Genomic DNA, 17,109 nt, shown 5'->3' with positions numbered 1-17,109 from the left:
AAAAGGCCCCATTCCGCCCTTGATCGGCAGACGCCTGACGACGCATATTGGGTAGGCTTGGAACAACAAGAAGCAGCATGAAACCTAAACCCGATACACCTTAGAAAAGCTGCAAACATGTCCGAAAAGGTGGGACCACTTCAGATATCATCCTCGCGCCAAACCGTAATACGCGGCCCAAGTTTAATAGGCTGAGGGAAGCGTCCGGATTTCACACCCTCCCACCATGTGGATTTCCCGACAGGGATCGGACCGCCCGGGGCGATGATTTCGGTGATGCGCAGCAGGCGCTTTGGCACGTCATCGTGGGTTTTCATAAGATTTCTCCATCAGATTTTGATGGAGTTGTCCTATCCTGACCGCTGGTGGGCGAAGGGCGATCAATGCCAATTCGCCGGCGAATTCGCCTACTTAGATTGCTGGATCAGCGCACGGATATCGGATGTCTTGATATCTAGGCGCTTCGCAAGGTCCGCTTTTTCTGCGTCATTGAGTTTCGCAATACCATCCATCAACCGGGAAAGAATTGTCTGATCGTCAACTACACCGCCGAGCAATTCCGTGTCGTTGATGATCTTTCTTGTGACCGACGGTGAACCCGGCTTTGGCACGTAGTCATACTTGGCAACCACGAGGTAGAGGTACATTTTCAGCAGCTTGTTGTACTTTCGCGTTATCGCAGAAGTCGCCGACGATGCCGTTCTAGATGTTGCCGTTTCATGGGCTTCGAGGACAGCATCAGCAAGCGCTCGGGGCAAGGGTTGCTTTCCTCTTTCAAGGCGGTGAACCACTTGGAGGGGTTCGATGGCATCCCTGCCACCGAGTCGAAAGCGATGGCTGTGAAGAATGCGACTGACTTTCTTCTGAATAGCAATCTGGTCGGGGCTTGGCTCCCATTCAGTCCCATCTTCTAACTTTTCTGGGTCGACCCCAAGCACCAAGAAGGTGACGTCGTGGACAAACCAATTTTCATAGGCCGCCCAAACATCGACATCTACTTGAAGGTCTTTCGGCACTTCGCTCATGTGGTTGCACCCCGTTGCAAGTCATCCAGCAGGTCGGCCCACCATTGCGCCATCTCCACTCGTTCATCCCAGAACGCGCCACGCGCGTAGGCTCTTCGCACCTCGTTACCTTCAATGTGCGCCAAGGCCCGTTCTATTGCATCAGGGTTCCAAAGGCCGCTCTCATTTGCGAGTGAAGAAAACGTCGCCCTGAACCCGTGGGCCGTCATCTCTTCCTTGGAAAACCCCATCTTCCGAAGCGCTTGATTGAAAGTATTCTCGCTCAGCGGTTTCACCTTCAGGCTCTGTGACGGCAGCACCATCGCATCAGGATGGGATAGGGATTTCAACTCTTCCAGCAGTTCCACTGCTTGATTTGGCAAAGGCGCGACATGTTCCAGCCTCGTTTTCATGCGTTCCTCGGGAATGGTCCATTTACCGTTCTCCAAATCGAACTCGCCCCATTTGGCAAAGCGCAGTTCGCCCGGGCGGACGTGCAGGATTGCCAGCAACCGGAGACCCAAACTCACCACCCTGTACCCAGTGTACTGGTCAATGGCTACCAACAGCTTTCCGAGTTGCTTCTTGTCCGTGATGGCTGACCTGGATTTTACGCGCTTGCGAACCAGCGCGCCTTTCAACGCGACCGTCGGATCGTTCCCAGTGACACCAGTCGCAATAGCGTAACGGAACACTTCGCCGATGGTCGAGCGCAGACGGCTTGCCGTTTCCAGATGTCCAGCCTGTTCCTGCTTTTTGAGAACAGCCAAAACCTCGCCGGGTGTGATCTCCGTGACCGGTCGCTTGCCGAGCCTTTCGTTGGCCATGTCCAGCAGCCATGACTTTTTCCTTATCGTTTGCTCGGCCTTCCCTTCACGCCTGTTCTTGTCCAGCAATTCCTCCGCCAAAACCTCGAACCGACCACGTGCGGCAATTTCTGCGGCCAGCTTGCGTTCTTTCTTAACCGACCCAGGGTCGATCCCTTCGAGCAGCAGCTTCTTGTCGCGGTCGCGCTTGTCTCTGGCTTCCTTCAAGGAAATGAGCGGATAAGGCCCGTAGGACATCAGCTTTTCCTTTCCCTGAAACCGATACTTCAAATGCCAGTGCTTCGATCCGTTTGGTTTTACCCAAATGAACAAGCCGTTAGAGTCGGCTTTCTTGTAAGCGCGCTCCAAAGGTTTCAATTTTTTCAGGGCGATATTGGTCAAAGGCATGCCGTTTGATAGCATTTTGGCACCCCTTATTCTACCCCCAAATCTCTCGGCTTTAGGCGGAAAAACACGGAACGCACTGGACAACCAATTTCCGAAACTATTGATTTAACAGACCATTAGGACTTATCCGGACCATCTCGGATCATTTAGTGGTGCCCGCGGCCGGACTCGAACCGGCACGGCCTTTCGGCCTGGAGATTTTAAGTCTCCTGTGTCTACCATTCCACCACGCGGGCAAGGGGCGGCGTCGGACGCGCGCGGACAATATCCGCTTTGTCCGGGGTGTAAAGCCAAAGCGGCGCGTCAGATGTCATCTTCCAGCGCCTCCAGCCCGGGCAGCAGATGCCGCTCGACCAGCCACGGGTTGAGGTCGAGCGCGCCGCGCAGGATCAGCGCCGCCTCGCCCGGACGCTGCAACGCCACAAGCGTCAGCGCCTGTCCGGTCATCGCCGCGATATGGCGCGGTGACAATTCGAGCGCCCGCTCCAGATCCGGCAGCGCCGCCGCGTAATCCTGACGGATGAAATTGACAAAGGCGCGCTGATTGTAGCCCTCGGCATAGTCCGGGCAGTAGGCAGTCAGCGCGTCGAACGCATCCACGGCACCGGCGAAATCATAGGCCTCGCGCCGCGTCATCCCCTCGTCTAGCAGGTCCTGCGCGCGGGCGTCCGGGGCATCGGCCCAATATTCCCACATCTCATTTGAAATGAGCCGCGCGCTGCGCTCGTCCTCTGCCTCCTGCACCTGCTCGATCAAACCGGCGATGGCCGCGCGGTGATCGGGCGGCGCGGGGCAAGTCTGGGCAAAGGCCGGTCCGGCGATCAGCGCAAAGGCGATCAGAACAAGTTTCATCCGTCCTATAATGACGCAGACCGCGCGCAGGTCAAATCACGTCCGACAGCGCGTTTTCCTTGACCGCCTGCATCGCCACATAGGTCGAGGTATTGGCCAGATGCGGCAGGCCCGAGATCTGCTCGGCCAGCACCCGGCGGTAATCGGCCATACTCTGCGTGCGGATCTTCAGCAGGTAATCGAAATTTCCGGCAATCAGATGCACCTGCTCGATCTCGGGTACCTTGGAGACGGCGGCGTTGAATTCGGCCAATGCCGCCTCGCGCGTGTCATGCAGCCGCACCTCGACGAAACTGACATGATCGAGCCCCAGCCGAATGGGATCGAAAAGCGCGCGGTAGCCGGTGATCACGCCGTCCCCCTCCAGCCGCCGCAGCCGCGCCTGCGTGGGCGATTTCGACAGGCCAATGGCCTTGGCCAGATCGGTGACGCTGATCCGCCCGTCACCCGCCAGAACCCGCAGAATCGCCCGGTCGAAACGGTCAAGATCAAGCTGTTCACTTTGATCCACTTCTCTCTCCAATTCGATGCGACTGACCTGTGTTTGAACTCTAATCGGGAAAAGTCACTTACACAATGATGGTAGCATCACCCAATCACTCATGGGGGAGCAACCATGCCGTATGACACCGATATCCGCCGCGCCATCGACCTTGACACCTATGCCGATGAGGCCGGGACGCTGGCCCGCCTGACCGAGATCGCCGCCCTCTCGCCCGAGGACCGCGCACGCATCTGTGACCGCGCCGCGCAGCTTGTGCGCGATATTCGCCGCCGGTCCGATACCGGGCTGATGGAGGTGTTTCTGGCCGAATACGGCCTCTCGACCGATGAGGGCATCGCGCTGATGTGTCTCGCGGAGGCGCTCTTGCGGGTGCCCGATGCCGAAACCATCGACGCGCTTATCGAGGACAAGATCGCGCCCTCGGACTGGGGTAAGCACATGGGCCATTCCACCTCGCCGCTGGTCAATGCCTCGACCTGGGCCTTGATGCTGACCGGCAAGGTGCTCAAGGATGAGGCGCCCGGCCCGGTGGGCCATCTGCGCGGCGCCGTCAAGCGATTGGGCGAGCCGGTGATCCGCACAGCCGTGGGCCGCGCGATGAAGGAAATGGGCCGTCAGTTCGTGCTGGGCGAGACCATTCAGGCCGCGATGGATCGTGCTGCGGGGATGGAGAAGAAGGGCTACAGCTATTCCTACGACATGCTGGGTGAGGCCGCGCGCACCGATGCCGACGCCACCCGCTATCACCTCAGCTATTCCCGCGCGATCAGCGCCATCGCCAATGCCTGCACCAACAAGGACATCCGCGACAATCCCGGCATTTCCGTGAAACTCTCGGCGCTGCATCCGCGCTATGAGGTGGCACAGCGCGAGGAGGTGATGAACATCCTCGTGCCGCGCCTGCGCAGCCTCGCTCTGCTGGCGAAATCCGCGCGCATGGGCCTCAATATCGACGCCGAGGAGGCCGACCGCCTCGCGCTCTCGCTCGACGTGATCGAGAACGTGCTCTCGGAGCCAGCACTTGCCGGTTGGGACGGGTTCGGCGTGGTGGTGCAGGCCTACGGACAACGCGCCGCCCATGTGCTCGACTACCTGCACGATCTGGCTATGAGGCTCGACCGCCGGATCATGGTGCGGCTGGTCAAGGGTGCCTATTGGGACACCGAGATCAAGCGCGCGCAGGTCGAAGGGGTGGACGGCTTTCCGGTCTTCACCTCGAAACCCGCAACCGACATCAGCTACATCGCCAATGCCCGCAAACTCTTGGCGATGACTGATCGGATCTATCCGCAATTCGCCACCCACAACGCCCACACGGCGGCGGCGATCCTCGACATGGCGACGGATAAATCCACGTTCGAATTCCAGCGCCTGCACGGCATGGGCGAGGCGCTGCACGACATCATCCTGAAATCCGAGGGCACGCGCTGCCGCATCTACGCCCCCGTCGGCGCGCATCGCGATCTGCTGGCCTATCTCGTGCGCCGCCTGCTGGAAAACGGTGCCAATTCCAGCTTCGTCAACCAGATCGTGGACGAGGATGTGGCCCCCGAGACCGTCGCCCGCGACCCGTTCGAGGCGGTGAATGACCCGCAGCCGCACCTGCCCACCGGGCCGGACCTGTTCCAGCCCGAACGCCCCAATTCGCGCGGCTTTGACCTGACCCATCAACCGACGCTCGACGCCATCGAGGCGGCGCGCGCGCCCTTCGCCTCGCACGCATGGGCCGCAGCACCGCTGCTCGCGGGCAAGGCGCAGCCAGAGACGCCCGAGCGCGTCGATAACCCCGCCGATCCCGCCGACAGCCCCGGCACCGTCGCCTGGGCCTCGAAGGCCGATATCGAAACCGCGCTTGCAGCGGCCAAGCCATGGGAGGCGACGGCGACGGAACGTGCAAATATCCTCAACAAAGTGGCCGATCTCTACGAGGAGAACCACGGCGAGATTTTCGCGATCCTGCACCGCGAGGCGGGCAAGTCGATCCCCGACGCCGTGGCGGAACTGCGCGAGGCGGTGGATTTCCTGCGCTATTACGCGGCGGGCGCGCCCGAAGCGGAACCGGTCGGCACGTTCACCTGCATCTCGCCGTGGAACTTCCCGCTGGCGATCTTCACCGGCCAGATCGCGGCGGCACTCGCCGCAGGCAACGCCGTGCTGTCGAAACCGGCCGAGCAAACCCCGCTCATCGCGCATCTGGCCATCGGGCTGATGCACCGCGCGGGCGTACCGGACACCGCATTGCAACTCCTGCCCGGGGCAGGACAGGTCGGCGCGGCGCTCACCTCCGACGCGCGCGTCGGCGGCGTGGCCTTCACCGGCTCGACCGACACGGCACTCAAAATCCGCGCCGCGATGGTCGAGAACCTTGCCCCCGGCGCGCCGCTCATCGCCGAAACCGGCGGGATGAACGCGATGATCGTCGATAGTACCGCCCTGCCCGAGCAGGCGGTGCAGGCGATCGTCGAATCGGCCTTTCAATCCGCCGGGCAACGCTGCTCGGCGCTGCGCTGTCTCTACGTGCAGGAGGATATCGCCGAGGGGTTCACCGAGATGCTGACCGGCGCGATGGACGCGCTGCATGTCGGCCACCCCTGGCATCTCTCGACCGATTGCGGCCCGGTGATCGACGAAGAGGCCCGCACAGGCATTGCCGAACATATCCAGCAGGCCCGCGCCGCCGGGCGGCTGTTGCACGAACTCAAGACCCCCAATGCCGGGACATTCATCGCGCCCACGCTGATCAGGGTCGGCGGCATAGAGGATATGGAGCGTGAGATATTCGGCCCGGTCCTGCATCTCGCGACCTTCAAGTCGCGCGATCTCGACCGTGTGATCCGGGCGATCAACGCCACCGGCTATGGCCTCACCTTCGGCCTGATGACCCGGATCGACGACCGCGTGCAGCACGTGACCGAGGCGGTGCATGCGGGCAATATCTACGTGAACCGCAACCAGATCGGGGCCATCGTGGGCAGCCAGCCGTTTGGCGGCGAGGGCATGTCCGGCACCGGCCCCAAGGCGGGCGGGCCGCATTACCTGACGCGGTTCTGCGCGCATCCCGCGCCGGAGAGGGGCGAGAAATGGGAGGCGGCGATGCCCGTCGCCGCCGTGCAAAAGGCGCTCGATGCTGCCAACACGGCACCGCACAGCCCGCGCGAGGCCCTCGTCCTGCCCGGCCCCACCGGCGAGTCGAACCGGCTGACGACGCATCTGCGCCCCGCTCTGCTCTGCCTCGGGCCGGGGCGCGAGGCGGCGGCGGCACAGGCCAATGCCGTGCGCGATCTGGGCGGTGTCGCGGTCGAGGCGTCTGGCCGCGTAGACCCGAACGCGCTCAAGACCATGGGCGGGCTTTCGGGCGCGCTGTGGTGGGGCGACGACCGCGACGCGCGCGCCTATGCGCAGGCGCTCTCCGAGCGTGCCGGCCCGATCCTGCCGTTGATCACCGGGCTGCCCGATACCGGCCACGCCCTGCACGAGCGCCATGTCTGCGTCGACACAACGGCGGCGGGCGGCAACGCGGCGCTGCTGGGCGGCATGTCCTGAGGCCGAGATAACGCGGTTCGACACGAACAGGGCGGTGACGAGGAAAATGGCCTTTGCGGACATAGCACCCAGCCAGAAGGTACCGCGCGGGATGCGGCAACGACTGCAACAAGCCAATCCTCGCACCCCGCGTCCTAACGCTCGTGCTTTGCCTCCCCGGCGTCGCGCGCGACCTCCCCATTCGCTTCCAGTTGCGACAAAAGCATGGTCTGCAACGCCTCCTCCAGTTCCCGCGCGCGCGCCATATAGGCCGCATTCTCGAGTGTCGGCGTATCGGGATCCCAGAGCGCGGCCAAGTCGCGCACCGATTGCCGGTCATGCTGGTAAAAGGTCTGCGCGATCTCCGCCGCCTCGAAATCGGTCAGGCCCATGTTCTCCAGCACATAGCGTCCCGCACGCAGCGAACTATCGAAAAGCTCTCGCACGATGTCATTCGCCCCCGCCTGATAGAGCCGGAACACATGCGTCCGGTCGCGCGCGCGGGCGACGATATGCAGGTCGGGACGCTCTCGGCGTGCGAACGACACAAGCCGCACGGCGGCATCCGGACTGTCGAGCGCCACGACAAGGATACGCGCCTCCGCGAGGCCCGCGGCATGCAAGAGATCGGGCCGGGTCGGATCGCCGAAGAAGCCCTTGACGCCGAAGCGCCGCATACTCTGGATCGCGGTCAGGTCATGATCGAGCACCACCGTCTCGAAGCCGCTGGAGCGCACCAGCCGGTTGACCACCTGACCAAACCGCCCGATCCCCGCGATGATCACCGGCCCGGTGCTGTCGATTTCGTCGGCTTCGGGCATCTCGGCGCCGTCGGTCATGCGCTTTGACAGCCAGTCATAGAGGATGAACAAGAGCGGCGTGATCAGCATGGTGAGCGCGATCACCAGCAGCAGGATCTCTTCCATGCCGCGCGGCAGCACGTTCTGCTGTTTGGAGAACGCCACCAGCACGAAGCCGAATTCGCCCGCCTGCGCCAGCGACAGGGTGAACAGCCACAGATCGCGCCCGCGCAGCGCAAAGATGCGCCCCAGCAGATAGAGGATCCCCCCCTTGACGAGGATGAGCGCCGCCGCCATGCCGACGATCAGGATCGGCGCACCGAACAGCACCTCGAAATTGATCCCGGCGCCGACGGTGATGAAAAACAACCCCAGCAGCAGCCCCTTGAACGGCGCAAGATCACTTTCCAGCTCGTGGCGGAATTCGCTGTTGGCCAGCACCACTCCCGCAAGAAACGCGCCCAAAGCGGGCGAGAGGCCCACCAGCATCATCAGGAACGAGATGCCCACCACGATCAGCAGCGCCAGCGCGGTATACATCTCGCGCAGACGGGCGGCGTGAATGAAGCGAAACACCGGCCGGGTCAGATAGACCCCCGTCAGAATGATCGCCGCCACCGCCGCGATCGTCACCAGCGTCGCCCCCCAACCCGGCAAGCTGGCCATGAAACTTTGCGCGGCCTCATGCGGCGCTGCGGGAGCATCGCCATGCGCCGCACCGGCTTCGGCCCCGCGCATCAGCACCCCGCTCAAAACCGCATCGGCACCCTTGGGCAACGCCAGCAGCGGCAGAAAGGCCAGCATCGGAATGACCGCGATATCCTGCGCCAACAACACCGAGAAGGACGACCGCCCGCCCCCCGTCTGCATCAGCCCCTTTTCCGACAGGGTCTGCAAAACGATGGCGGTCGACGACAACGCAAAGATCATTCCGATGGCGAGTGCGACACTCCAGCCCTGGCCGAAATACATCGCCCCGCCCATCACGGCGAGCGTGGTCAGCGTGATCTGCAAGCCCCCCAGCCCCAGCAGCCGGTGGCGCATGTCCCACAGCGCGCGTGGCTCCAGCTCCAGCCCGATGAGAAACAGCATCATCACGACGCCGAATTCCGCCACATGCTGCAATTCGGCGGTCTGCTGCCCGCCCACCAGCCCGGTGATCGGGCCGATGATGATCCCGGCGGCGAGATAGCCCAGCACCGAGCCAAACCCCAAGCGCGAGGCGATCGGCACGGCGATCACCATGGCGGCGAGGAATATCGTGGCTTGGAACAGGAAACCTTCCATCAGGGCCTATCTGGGTCCGGGCATGCGGGATGGTCGCATCCTAGCCCTTCGGCATCCGCAACACCACATTTCGACCGCGTTTATTGTAGCGCAATTCGCTGTCGCCGATGGCCGAGACCTGCCCGCCGTCCATTCTGTCGCCAACCTGCACCTTTTGATAGCGACCGTTCGACAGGCGCACCAGCGCGCGACGGTTCGACGGGCTGCCATAGACGCCGATCAGATTGACCTGCCGCATGTTGATCGCATTGCGGTCGGTGGCGCTGCGCGCGACCGAGGCAGAGCTTGGGATGCGCGGGGCCACGGTGGCGGCGGCGGCGCTCTGTTGCGGGGCCTGGCGCACGATCCGCTGGAAATTCTTCGGGCGCGGCTGCGGCTTGAGCGAGGCGGCGACGGCCTGCGGCGTGGCCTCGGGCGCGCTGTCCTGCACCGCCTCGGCGAGGGCGGCGGCGACGGCGTCGGGATCGGGCGCCGCGCTGGCTGTAGCCTGCTGGATGGTCTCGGGGCGCGGGCGCGGGCGCAGGCTTGCCAGCTCGCTCCGGCTGCGCCCGCCGAGCGCGCCGCGTTCCTGCTGCTCGATCAGGTCCTCGGGCCGCGTCCGGGGGCGGATGCCCGACAGCCGTTCGCGCTCTGCCGCTGCTTGGGCGGTCAGCGCCACACCCGGCACCGGCACCGCGCGGGTCGGCGTGTCGGGCGGGATCAGCGGCGGCGGACCGGCGCGCACCAGCACGTTCTCTGGGGTCAGCGCACCTTTGGGCGTGGCCACCACGAGGCCGCGCGCGTCAAGCGTGAATTCGGTGCCGGGCGGTGCCGGGGTCGCAGGCGTCGCCGGTCGCGCATCGGCCCGCAGGTCCGGCGCGGCGGGCAGCGCCACCGCATCGCTTGCGGGCACATCCTCGTCGATGGAGGTGAGGTAGAAATCATCTAGATGCCCGGCCTCGGGCTCCAGCGGCGGTGCGGGCGGGGTCTGCCAGATACCGGTCACGGCATAGCGCGCGCGGGCCTCTTCGGGGGTCGCAGGCTCGGTCTGCGCGGCCTCTTGCGGGGCTGTGTCAGGCACAGGCGCGGCGGCGGGCTCGGGGTCGGTCGCCTGCTCCGGCTCTCGTTCCGGCTCGGGGGCCAGCGCGATCTCGGGTGCGGCCTCCGGCTCCATCTCCGGCTCGGGCGATGCCGGGATGATCACAGGATCCTCGGTCGCAGCCTCGGGGGCATCTTCGGTCTCGGCGGGCGCGGTAAGCTCTGGAATATCGGGCGTGAGCGCGATTTCCGGCTCGCTTCCGCGAATGAGACGCGAGAGGCCCGAGTCGGGAAAGATCGCGGCCCATGCCGCGACCCCGGCCAGCAGGATCAAGAGCACGATCGTCAGGATCAACCCCAGAAAGCGCGGTTTACCACGTCCGGCGCGCTGCGTTTCGCGCGCGCCGAAGATCGTCATGCGTTCGGCTTCCTCCTCGGGGCTGGCAAAGCCGGGGCCGGACGGGGCGGCCGCCAGGGCGGTGGAGCCCGGCGGCGTGTCGCTCTTGCCGGTGGCCGAAATGTCGGGCGCAACCCCGCCGGGGTCCGAACGATCGCCACGGCGTGAGAAAAAACTGATCGCCCCGGAAGCCTCGGCGCGGGCGGGCTCGAGGCTGTCTGCGGGCAGAGGGGCGAGGCTCGCGGCAGCGGGGCCGGGTGTCGTCTCAAGTTCGGGCGCGGCGGGCGGCGGCTGCTCTGTCGGGGCATCCCGGCCATTGCGCGCGGCCCCGCTCAGCTTCGGCGCACCGTTTCCGGGCGCGGCCCGCTCGGCCCGGATCGAGCTGAAGGCCGGAGCGTCGGCGGCGGCGGGCATATCGCCCTGCGTCTCGGGCTGTGGCGTCGTGTCCGTCCCGGCCTCGTCCGGCGCGGGCGGTTCGGGCAGGTGCGCGGCACCGAGGATCTCGATCCGCTCCGCATCGCGCTCCACCGGCTCCGTGGCATGGCTGGTTTCGCCAAAGAACGGCTCGGTGCCAAAGCCGTCGTCCTGTGGCTGCGCCACGAAGCCGACCGGGTTGAAGTCGTGCTCGGTGGCGAAGGCTTCAGCCTCGTCCAGCGTCTCGCGCGCCACCGCGGCCACGTAAAGCCGCCCCGCCTCGACGTTCCAGTCGAAGGCCAGATCCTCCAGCGCATAGGGCGTCGCCCCATCAAGCGCCTCTGCCGCCGCCGCGTCGTAATCGCCATAGGGCGCGCTACTGGCGGGCAGATCGAGATATCGGATCTGCGCGTCGGGAATGACCAGCTTGGTCGAAAGCCCCGAAGGATCGAGCGCCGCGGCCTTATCGCGCAACGCCCCGAGTTCGGCGCTCAGATCGGCGCAGTCGAGCGCCACCTCGCCCACAAGATGCCAGCCCGACGCGCCTGCGCGGTGCAGCAGGCTGATACCGTCGAAGGACAGGGACAGGGCAAAATTCGGTTTCATGCGCAACGCTGTAACACCGCTCGGGGTCATGCGGGAGTCTCCCGCCGTTGAAGCCCGATCCTACAGCACCAAATCGCCGAGGCAAAGGGTTGAGGGGTTGGAATTCCCGCTGTCCTCCAGAGAACTCCGCCGATCTGCGGGCTCAGCCGGCGCATGCCCTGTTAACCCGCCGCCGCGCCGCATCGGCACCGACAGGACACCGACGCGATGCAGACCGCCCGAAAGCGCGGATTGTCCTTGTTAATCAGGCGAATCCTGCCCCGATTCGCGCGCCCCGCGCGCCCCGGGTCAGGTTTCGTTAACCAACGCCCGGCGCGGCTCAGCCCGCCGCTTTCGCCAGCGCCTGCTCGAGATCGGCGATGATGTCATTGGCATCCTCGATCCCAATGGAAATCCGCACCACATTGGGGGCCGCCCCCGCCGCGACCTGCTGCTCTTCGGTCAGTTGCCGGTGCGTGGTCGAGGCCGAATGGATGACCAGGCTCCGGGTGTCCCCGAGATTGGCCACGTGGCTGAACAGCTCAAGGCTGTCCACCAGCCGCACGCAGGCATCATAGCCGCCCTTGAGCGCCACGGTGAACAGGCCCCCCGCACCCTTGGGACAGATCCGCGCGACCCGGTCATGCCACGGCGACGAGGGCAGCCCGGCATAGGTAACCCCTTCGACGGCCTCATGTTTTTCCAGCCATCCAGCGACCCGCTCGGCATTCTCGCAATGCCGCTGCATGCGCAAGGACAGCGTCTCGATGCCCATCAGCGTGTAATGCGCCGCCTGCGGATTAAGCGTCATACCCAGATCGCGCAGCCCCACGGCGATGCCATGAAAGGTAAAGGCCAGCGGCCCGAATGTCTCGTGGAACTTGAGCCCGTGATAGGCCGCTTCCGGCTCACTCAGTGAGGGAAACTTGCCCGAGGCCGACCAGTCGAACTGCCCCGAATCCACCACGCATCCCCCCGTCACAGTGCCGTTGCCGGTGAGGAACTTGGTCATCGAATGCACCACAAGCGTGGCACCATGCTCGATCGGGCGGCACAGATAGGGCGTGGCCGAGGTATTGTCGACGATGAGCGGCAGCCCCGCCTTGTCGGTGATGGCGGAAATCGCATCCAGATCAGTGACATAGCCACCTGGATTGGCGATGGATTCGCAAAACACTGCCCGGGTATCGTCGTCGATGGCCGCCTCAACCGCGTCAATATCATCGAAATCGACGAACTTGGCCGACCAACCAAACCGCTTGATCGTCTGGCCGAATTGCGTGATCGACCCGCCATAAAGCCGGGTCGAGACCACCACGTTGAGCCCCGGACCCATCAGCGGAAAGAGCGCCATGATCTGCGCCGCATGGCCCGAAGAACAGCAGACCGCCCCCGCACCACCCTCAAGCGTCGCAACGCGTTCCTGCAACGCGGCCACCGTCGGGTTGGTCAGGCGGGAATAGATATAGCCCACCTCCTGCAGATTGAAGAGCGCTGCAGCGTGCTCGGCATCGCGGAACACATACGCGGTCGTCTGATAGATCGGCACCTGCCGCGCGCCAGTCGCCGGATCGGGACGCGCGCCCGCGTGAATTTGCAACGTGTCAAAACCGTAAGCCATGTGAATGATCCTCCCTTGGGAAATGCTTGCAAACCGGGTTACGCCATTGAAAGGTGCCCCGCAACAGGCATGAGGAGATACGACATGGCGCATCCGTTTCACTTGGCAATCAACGTGACCGATCTCGACGCGGCGCGCGCGTTTTATGGCGGGCTTCTGGGCGCAGTCGAGGGGCGCTCGACCGAGACTTGGGTGGATTTCGATTTCTTCGGGCATCAGCTGTCGCTGCATCTGGGCACGCCGTTTGCGACCGAGGCCACCGGCAAGGTCGGCGATCACATGGTGCCGATGCCGCATTTCGGGGTGGTGCTGCCCCTGTCCGAGTGGCAGCGCGTGGCCGGACGGTTAAGCGCGGCGGAGGTCGATTTCGTGATCCCGCCATCGGTGCGGTTCGAGGGCGAGCCGGGCGAGCAATGGACGATGTTCTTTCGCGATCCCTCGGGCAACCCGGTGGAACTGAAGGGCTTTGCCGACATGGAGGCCGTTTTTGCGGCTTGAATGGCCTTGGGCTGCCGCTGCCGCATCCCGCGCGAAACGCACCGAATGTGCCGCGCAATCACGCGGCACCTTCTGGCGGTCATTCAACGACAGCTCCGGGCCAAAACCCCACGCCCCTACCGCATCCAGAACCCGTTGCGCTTGATCGTGTTGCGGATCGCCTGCTCGCGGCGCGGCAGGTCATCCTGATCGAAGAGCGCGCGGACCTTGGCCCCGCGCCCCTGATAGATCACCCGCTTGATCGCATCGTATTCCTTGAGCGCCTTCTTGATCTTGTGAGGGCTTGCCACCTCTTCCAGCACGGCGATCACCCGGTCGCTCTCGCGGGCATAAAGCAGCGGCAGGGTGCGATAATGACAGCTCACCTCGCCATCGAGCAACCCCTCGGGCAGCGTATCGCGCCCGCCGCCAAGCGCGTGAATGACCAGCGGCAATGCCACCTGATCGAGCCACGGATCAAGCGACTGGCACACCAGTTCCGGCGGGGCATCGTCGCGAATGGCAAGCGCATAATCGAGAAACCGCTGCCCGAAAACATGCGGACAGCGGTAAAAGAAGAACCCGGCGTTGAAGTAGAGATAGCGCTTCCAGTATTCATCGGGCTGGCTCAGATCGAGCGAGCTTTGAAAATCCAGCCCGAACTTGTCGTAGAGCGCGCGCCAGATGCCCGTATAGCCGGGACCGTAAAGCTCGGGCTCGGGCCAGGTGCCGCTGCGCCGCAACGACGCAGTGGGGCGGTCGAAATCGAAAGGCACCGTCGCGAGGTCTCCGGTGATCAGCGTGTCGGTGTCAAAGAACACGAAGGGTTCGCCCCCGGGCAGCGCAAGAAGCGCCTCGATCTTGTTGCCGTAAGGATAGGCATGGCCGAAATGGCGGCTCTCGAAGGGCAGGATCTCGGCCCCCAGATCATCAAGCCGGGCGCGCACCTCGGCGCTTTTCATGCGGGGATCGTTGCGCCAGAGCGGGCCGGGCTGCGGCTCGGCCACGAACAGGCGGCCTGCAAAGCCCGGCGACATCGCGCGCAATGAGGCGGCAAAGAGCAGCGCCTCGTATTCAAGGCGTCCGCTCTGCCCGACGATCACGATGTTGAACAACGCCTTTGCAAGGTTAGCCCCCGCCATGTCGCAGCCCCCCCGCGTCAGCCCGCTCGGGCCAACAGAGCGAGGCTGGTCACGCGGCTGCCCAGCTTGGTGGACCAGGGCAGCGTGCCGCCAGGCAGAACCTCGACCGGCACGCCTTCGGCACGCTGCCGCTCCACGGCAAGACAGGGCCCAGGAATCACCACCTTGTTGTCCCAGAGCCAGCGATGATCCGGATAATAGTCATGCAGAAGAATCACACCCCCGGGGGCCAGCGACCGAAGGGCGAGGGGGATCTCGCGATAGACCACCTCCGCCGCGTGGCTGCCATCGAGAAAGATTAGATCGTAGGCCGCCGCCCTGCCCACCTCGGCGTCGAGAAAATCGAGCGAGTTGTGCTTCACGAAATCCACGCGACCGGCAAAACCCGCCGCCGCGAGCAGATCGCGCGGCAGATAGGGCGGCAGGCCGCTATCGGCCCAGGGCTGCTCGGACGGGTTGTTCACATCAATGATGTCGACCGTCGTGATCCGGCTCTCGGGGGGCATCGCCGCCGCGATATGCAGCGTCGAGAAGCCGACATTGGTGCCGATCTCCAGCACGCTTGCCGGTTGCAGGTGCCGCACGAGATGAAAGATCGCCCGCCTGTCCCCGGGATTGACGCCACGATTGCCATCGGTGCGCGCCGCCGGTGGGGCCATACTGGCATGGTCCTCCAGCCGGGGCGCGATCTCGGCCCATGCCTCGGCGGCCGCTGCATCCTGCCAGATCGCCGTCAGATCGATCTGGGATGTGGGCCGCAGCGCGGAAGGGTCGCAACTGACCTCCGGCAAGCGGTCGAGCGCCGCGCGCGCCTTGCGGACCTTGATGTCGCGCCGCAGCCCGGCCGGTAGGACGGTCTTGACGGTCTTCTTTAGGCGTTTGCCCGCGCTTTTGAGCATGTGATCTGTCCCCACTGCGTTATCGGATGGCGCGCCCGACCCTGTTGCTGCCGGACCATGCCGGATTTACCGCGCGCGCTCAAGCGGCAAGCGTGGTGGCTTGCCGGATCGTGCGTTCAGATGGGGGAAAATGGTGGACCCAACTGGAGCGGAATCGAACCGCTTGTTTGAGGCCTTCCTAGAATGGGAACACCATCTCGCACCGTATGATCTAACCGATCTGAGGTGCGGCGATGAGCACCTTAGATAGACGTTTCAATAAGTTAGCCAAAGATCAGCGGCCCAAGTATCCGCCGCCGTTCTCGCTTCGCTTCACCTTCGATGAGCGTGCGAAGCTGGATGTGTTGCGGGGCAGCATGCCGCTGGGGCGGTATATTCGTGAGCAACTTCTCGGGGATGATGCAGCACCGCGCAAAAAGCGTGGGCGCTATCCCGTGAAGGATCAGGAAGCCCTCGGGCGCGTACTCGGCGCGCTCGGCTCTTCGCGCTTGTCGCAGAATCTCAACCAGCTTGCCCGCGCTTCCAATACCGGATCGTTGCCAGTGACGCCGGAGACAGAAGATGAACTTCGCCAAGCCTGTGCTGATGTGCAGGCCATGCGGCAGGACTTGCTGCGGGCGCTTGGCAGCCTCTCGGAAGGAGGTGAACCATGATTCTGAAAGGCTCTCAGCGCGGAAACGCCGCCAAGCTCGCCCGTCACCTGATGAATGTGAAGGACAATGAGCATGTCGAGCTGCATGAGCTTCGGGGCTTCGTTTCCGATGAACAGCTCCTGGATGCCTTGTTGGAAGCGCAGGCTATTGCCAAGGGCACACGCTGCCAGCAGCACCTGTTCTCGCTCAGCCTGAACCCACCGGAAGATGAGCGAGTCGATGTCGCCACGTTTGAGGCAGCCATCGAACTCGCTGAGCAGCGCCTCGGTCTAGAAGAGCACCCCCGTGCCATTGTCTTCCACGAGAAGGAAGGCAGACGGCATGCCCATGCGGTCTGGTCGCGGATCGATTCCGAAACGATGACCGCGAAGAACCTGCCATTTTTCAAGCGGCGTCTGTTGGAAGTTTCCAAAGAGCTATACCTCCAACATGGCTGGGACATGCCCAAAGGCCTGATCGATCAGTCTTTGCGCAATCCCTTGAACTTCACCCGCGCCGAATGGCAGCAAGCCAAGCGGGCAATGGCCGATCCGAGAGTAGTCAAGGCGATGTTCAAGCAAGCCTGGCAGTCTTCCGACAATGCCAAAACCCTAAGTAGTGTCCGCATTTCGTGTTGGTAAGCCTTCTTTTCGCCAAAAACGGCCAATATGGCGCTCCGAGGGAAGACGCGGAGGGCGCAATGAAGGCACACGATTTCAGGAAGTTTATCAGTCGATTTGA

14 protein-coding genes and 1 tRNA gene are annotated in these 17,109 nt (G+C 63.9%); 4 read left to right on the top strand and 11 right to left on the bottom strand.

What is annotated here, in order from left to right:
- Nucleotides 1–140: 140 nt before the first annotated feature.
- From BHD06_RS21050 to BHD06_RS21025, 6 genes are all read right to left on the bottom strand, one after another.
- Nucleotides 141–317, bottom strand: coding sequence for an AlpA family transcriptional regulator (locus BHD06_RS21050; RefSeq protein ID WP_080458926.1), 177 nt, complete (start codon nucleotides 315–317; stop codon nucleotides 141–143).
- Nucleotides 318–407: 90 nt separating this feature from the next.
- A complete protein-coding gene (locus tag BHD06_RS21045; RefSeq protein WP_080458925.1) occupies nucleotides 408–1,025 on the bottom strand; it encodes a hypothetical protein in 618 nt (205 codons plus the stop codon).
- The gene (locus tag BHD06_RS21040; protein WP_254892548.1) at nucleotides 1,022–2,233 is read right to left on the bottom strand and encodes an integrase arm-type DNA-binding domain-containing protein; all 1,212 of its coding nucleotides are present in this window, start codon (nucleotides 2,231–2,233) and stop codon (nucleotides 1,022–1,024) included. The genes BHD06_RS21045 and BHD06_RS21040 overlap by 4 nt, the downstream gene beginning before the upstream one ends.
- Nucleotides 2,234–2,368: 135 nt before the next feature.
- A tRNA-Leu gene (locus BHD06_RS21035) sits at nucleotides 2,369–2,454 on the bottom strand.
- 67 nt (nucleotides 2,455–2,521) lie between these two features.
- Nucleotides 2,522–3,070 (bottom strand): hypothetical protein, encoded by a 549-nt coding sequence (locus tag BHD06_RS21030; RefSeq protein WP_080458923.1) that lies wholly within the window; start codon nucleotides 3,068–3,070, stop codon nucleotides 2,522–2,524.
- A gap of 31 nt (nucleotides 3,071–3,101) precedes the next feature.
- Nucleotides 3,102–3,581 carry an Lrp/AsnC family transcriptional regulator gene (locus tag BHD06_RS21025; protein ID WP_254892547.1) on the bottom strand — a complete coding sequence of 160 codons (480 nt, stop codon included), beginning with the start codon at nucleotides 3,579–3,581 and terminating at the stop codon, nucleotides 3,102–3,104.
- A 105-nt stretch (nucleotides 3,582–3,686) separates the two neighbouring features.
- Between BHD06_RS21025 and putA the strand changes: the two genes are divergently transcribed.
- Entirely contained in the window at nucleotides 3,687–7,118 is a 3,432-nt protein-coding gene (gene putA, locus BHD06_RS21020; protein WP_080458921.1) for a bifunctional proline dehydrogenase/L-glutamate gamma-semialdehyde dehydrogenase PutA, read from the top strand.
- A gap of 134 nt (nucleotides 7,119–7,252) precedes the next feature.
- Here the strand turns inward: putA and BHD06_RS21015 are convergent, their stop codons facing one another.
- From BHD06_RS21015 to BHD06_RS21005, 3 genes are all read right to left on the bottom strand, one after another.
- A complete protein-coding gene (locus BHD06_RS21015) occupies nucleotides 7,253–9,184 on the bottom strand; it encodes a cation:proton antiporter (protein ID WP_080458920.1) in 1,932 nt (643 codons plus the stop codon).
- Between the two features lie 40 nt (nucleotides 9,185–9,224).
- The gene (locus BHD06_RS21010; protein WP_254892546.1) at nucleotides 9,225–11,648 is read right to left on the bottom strand and encodes a hypothetical protein; all 2,424 of its coding nucleotides are present in this window, start codon (nucleotides 11,646–11,648) and stop codon (nucleotides 9,225–9,227) included.
- A gap of 289 nt (nucleotides 11,649–11,937) precedes the next feature.
- Nucleotides 11,938–13,218, bottom strand: coding sequence for an O-acetylhomoserine aminocarboxypropyltransferase/cysteine synthase family protein (locus BHD06_RS21005; RefSeq protein ID WP_080458918.1), 1,281 nt, complete (start codon nucleotides 13,216–13,218; stop codon nucleotides 11,938–11,940).
- A gap of 84 nt (nucleotides 13,219–13,302) precedes the next feature.
- Between BHD06_RS21005 and BHD06_RS21000 the strand changes: the two genes are divergently transcribed.
- Complete coding sequence (locus BHD06_RS21000; RefSeq protein ID WP_080458917.1) at nucleotides 13,303–13,716, top strand: VOC family protein; 414 nt, start codon at nucleotides 13,303–13,305, stop codon at nucleotides 13,714–13,716.
- Nucleotides 13,717–13,832: 116 nt separating this feature from the next.
- On the opposite strand, the gene BHD06_RS20995 is transcribed toward BHD06_RS21000, so the two are convergent.
- Complete coding sequence (locus tag BHD06_RS20995) at nucleotides 13,833–14,837, bottom strand: hypothetical protein (protein ID WP_080458916.1); 1,005 nt, start codon at nucleotides 14,835–14,837, stop codon at nucleotides 13,833–13,835.
- Between the two features lie 17 nt (nucleotides 14,838–14,854).
- Nucleotides 14,855–15,736 (bottom strand): O-methyltransferase, encoded by an 882-nt coding sequence (locus BHD06_RS20990; protein WP_080458915.1) that lies wholly within the window; start codon nucleotides 15,734–15,736, stop codon nucleotides 14,855–14,857.
- Nucleotides 15,737–15,969: 233 nt separating this feature from the next.
- Between BHD06_RS20990 and BHD06_RS20985 the strand changes: the two genes are divergently transcribed.
- Together BHD06_RS20985 and BHD06_RS20980 are read left to right on the top strand one after the other, a co-directional pair.
- Complete coding sequence (locus BHD06_RS20985; RefSeq protein ID WP_080458914.1) at nucleotides 15,970–16,389, top strand: hypothetical protein; 420 nt, start codon at nucleotides 15,970–15,972, stop codon at nucleotides 16,387–16,389.
- A complete protein-coding gene (locus tag BHD06_RS20980; RefSeq protein WP_080458913.1) occupies nucleotides 16,386–17,009 on the top strand; it encodes a relaxase/mobilization nuclease domain-containing protein in 624 nt (207 codons plus the stop codon). The genes BHD06_RS20985 and BHD06_RS20980 overlap by 4 nt, the downstream gene beginning before the upstream one ends.
- Nucleotides 17,010–17,109 lie beyond the last annotated feature (100 nt).

The sequence above is a fragment of the Roseovarius sp. A-2 genome (assembly GCF_002072155.1).
GTDB lineage: Bacteria > Pseudomonadota > Alphaproteobacteria > Rhodobacterales > Rhodobacteraceae > Roseovarius.
Note: the sequence above shows the minus strand (reverse complement) of the source record. Positions and strands in the feature narration are given on the sequence as shown.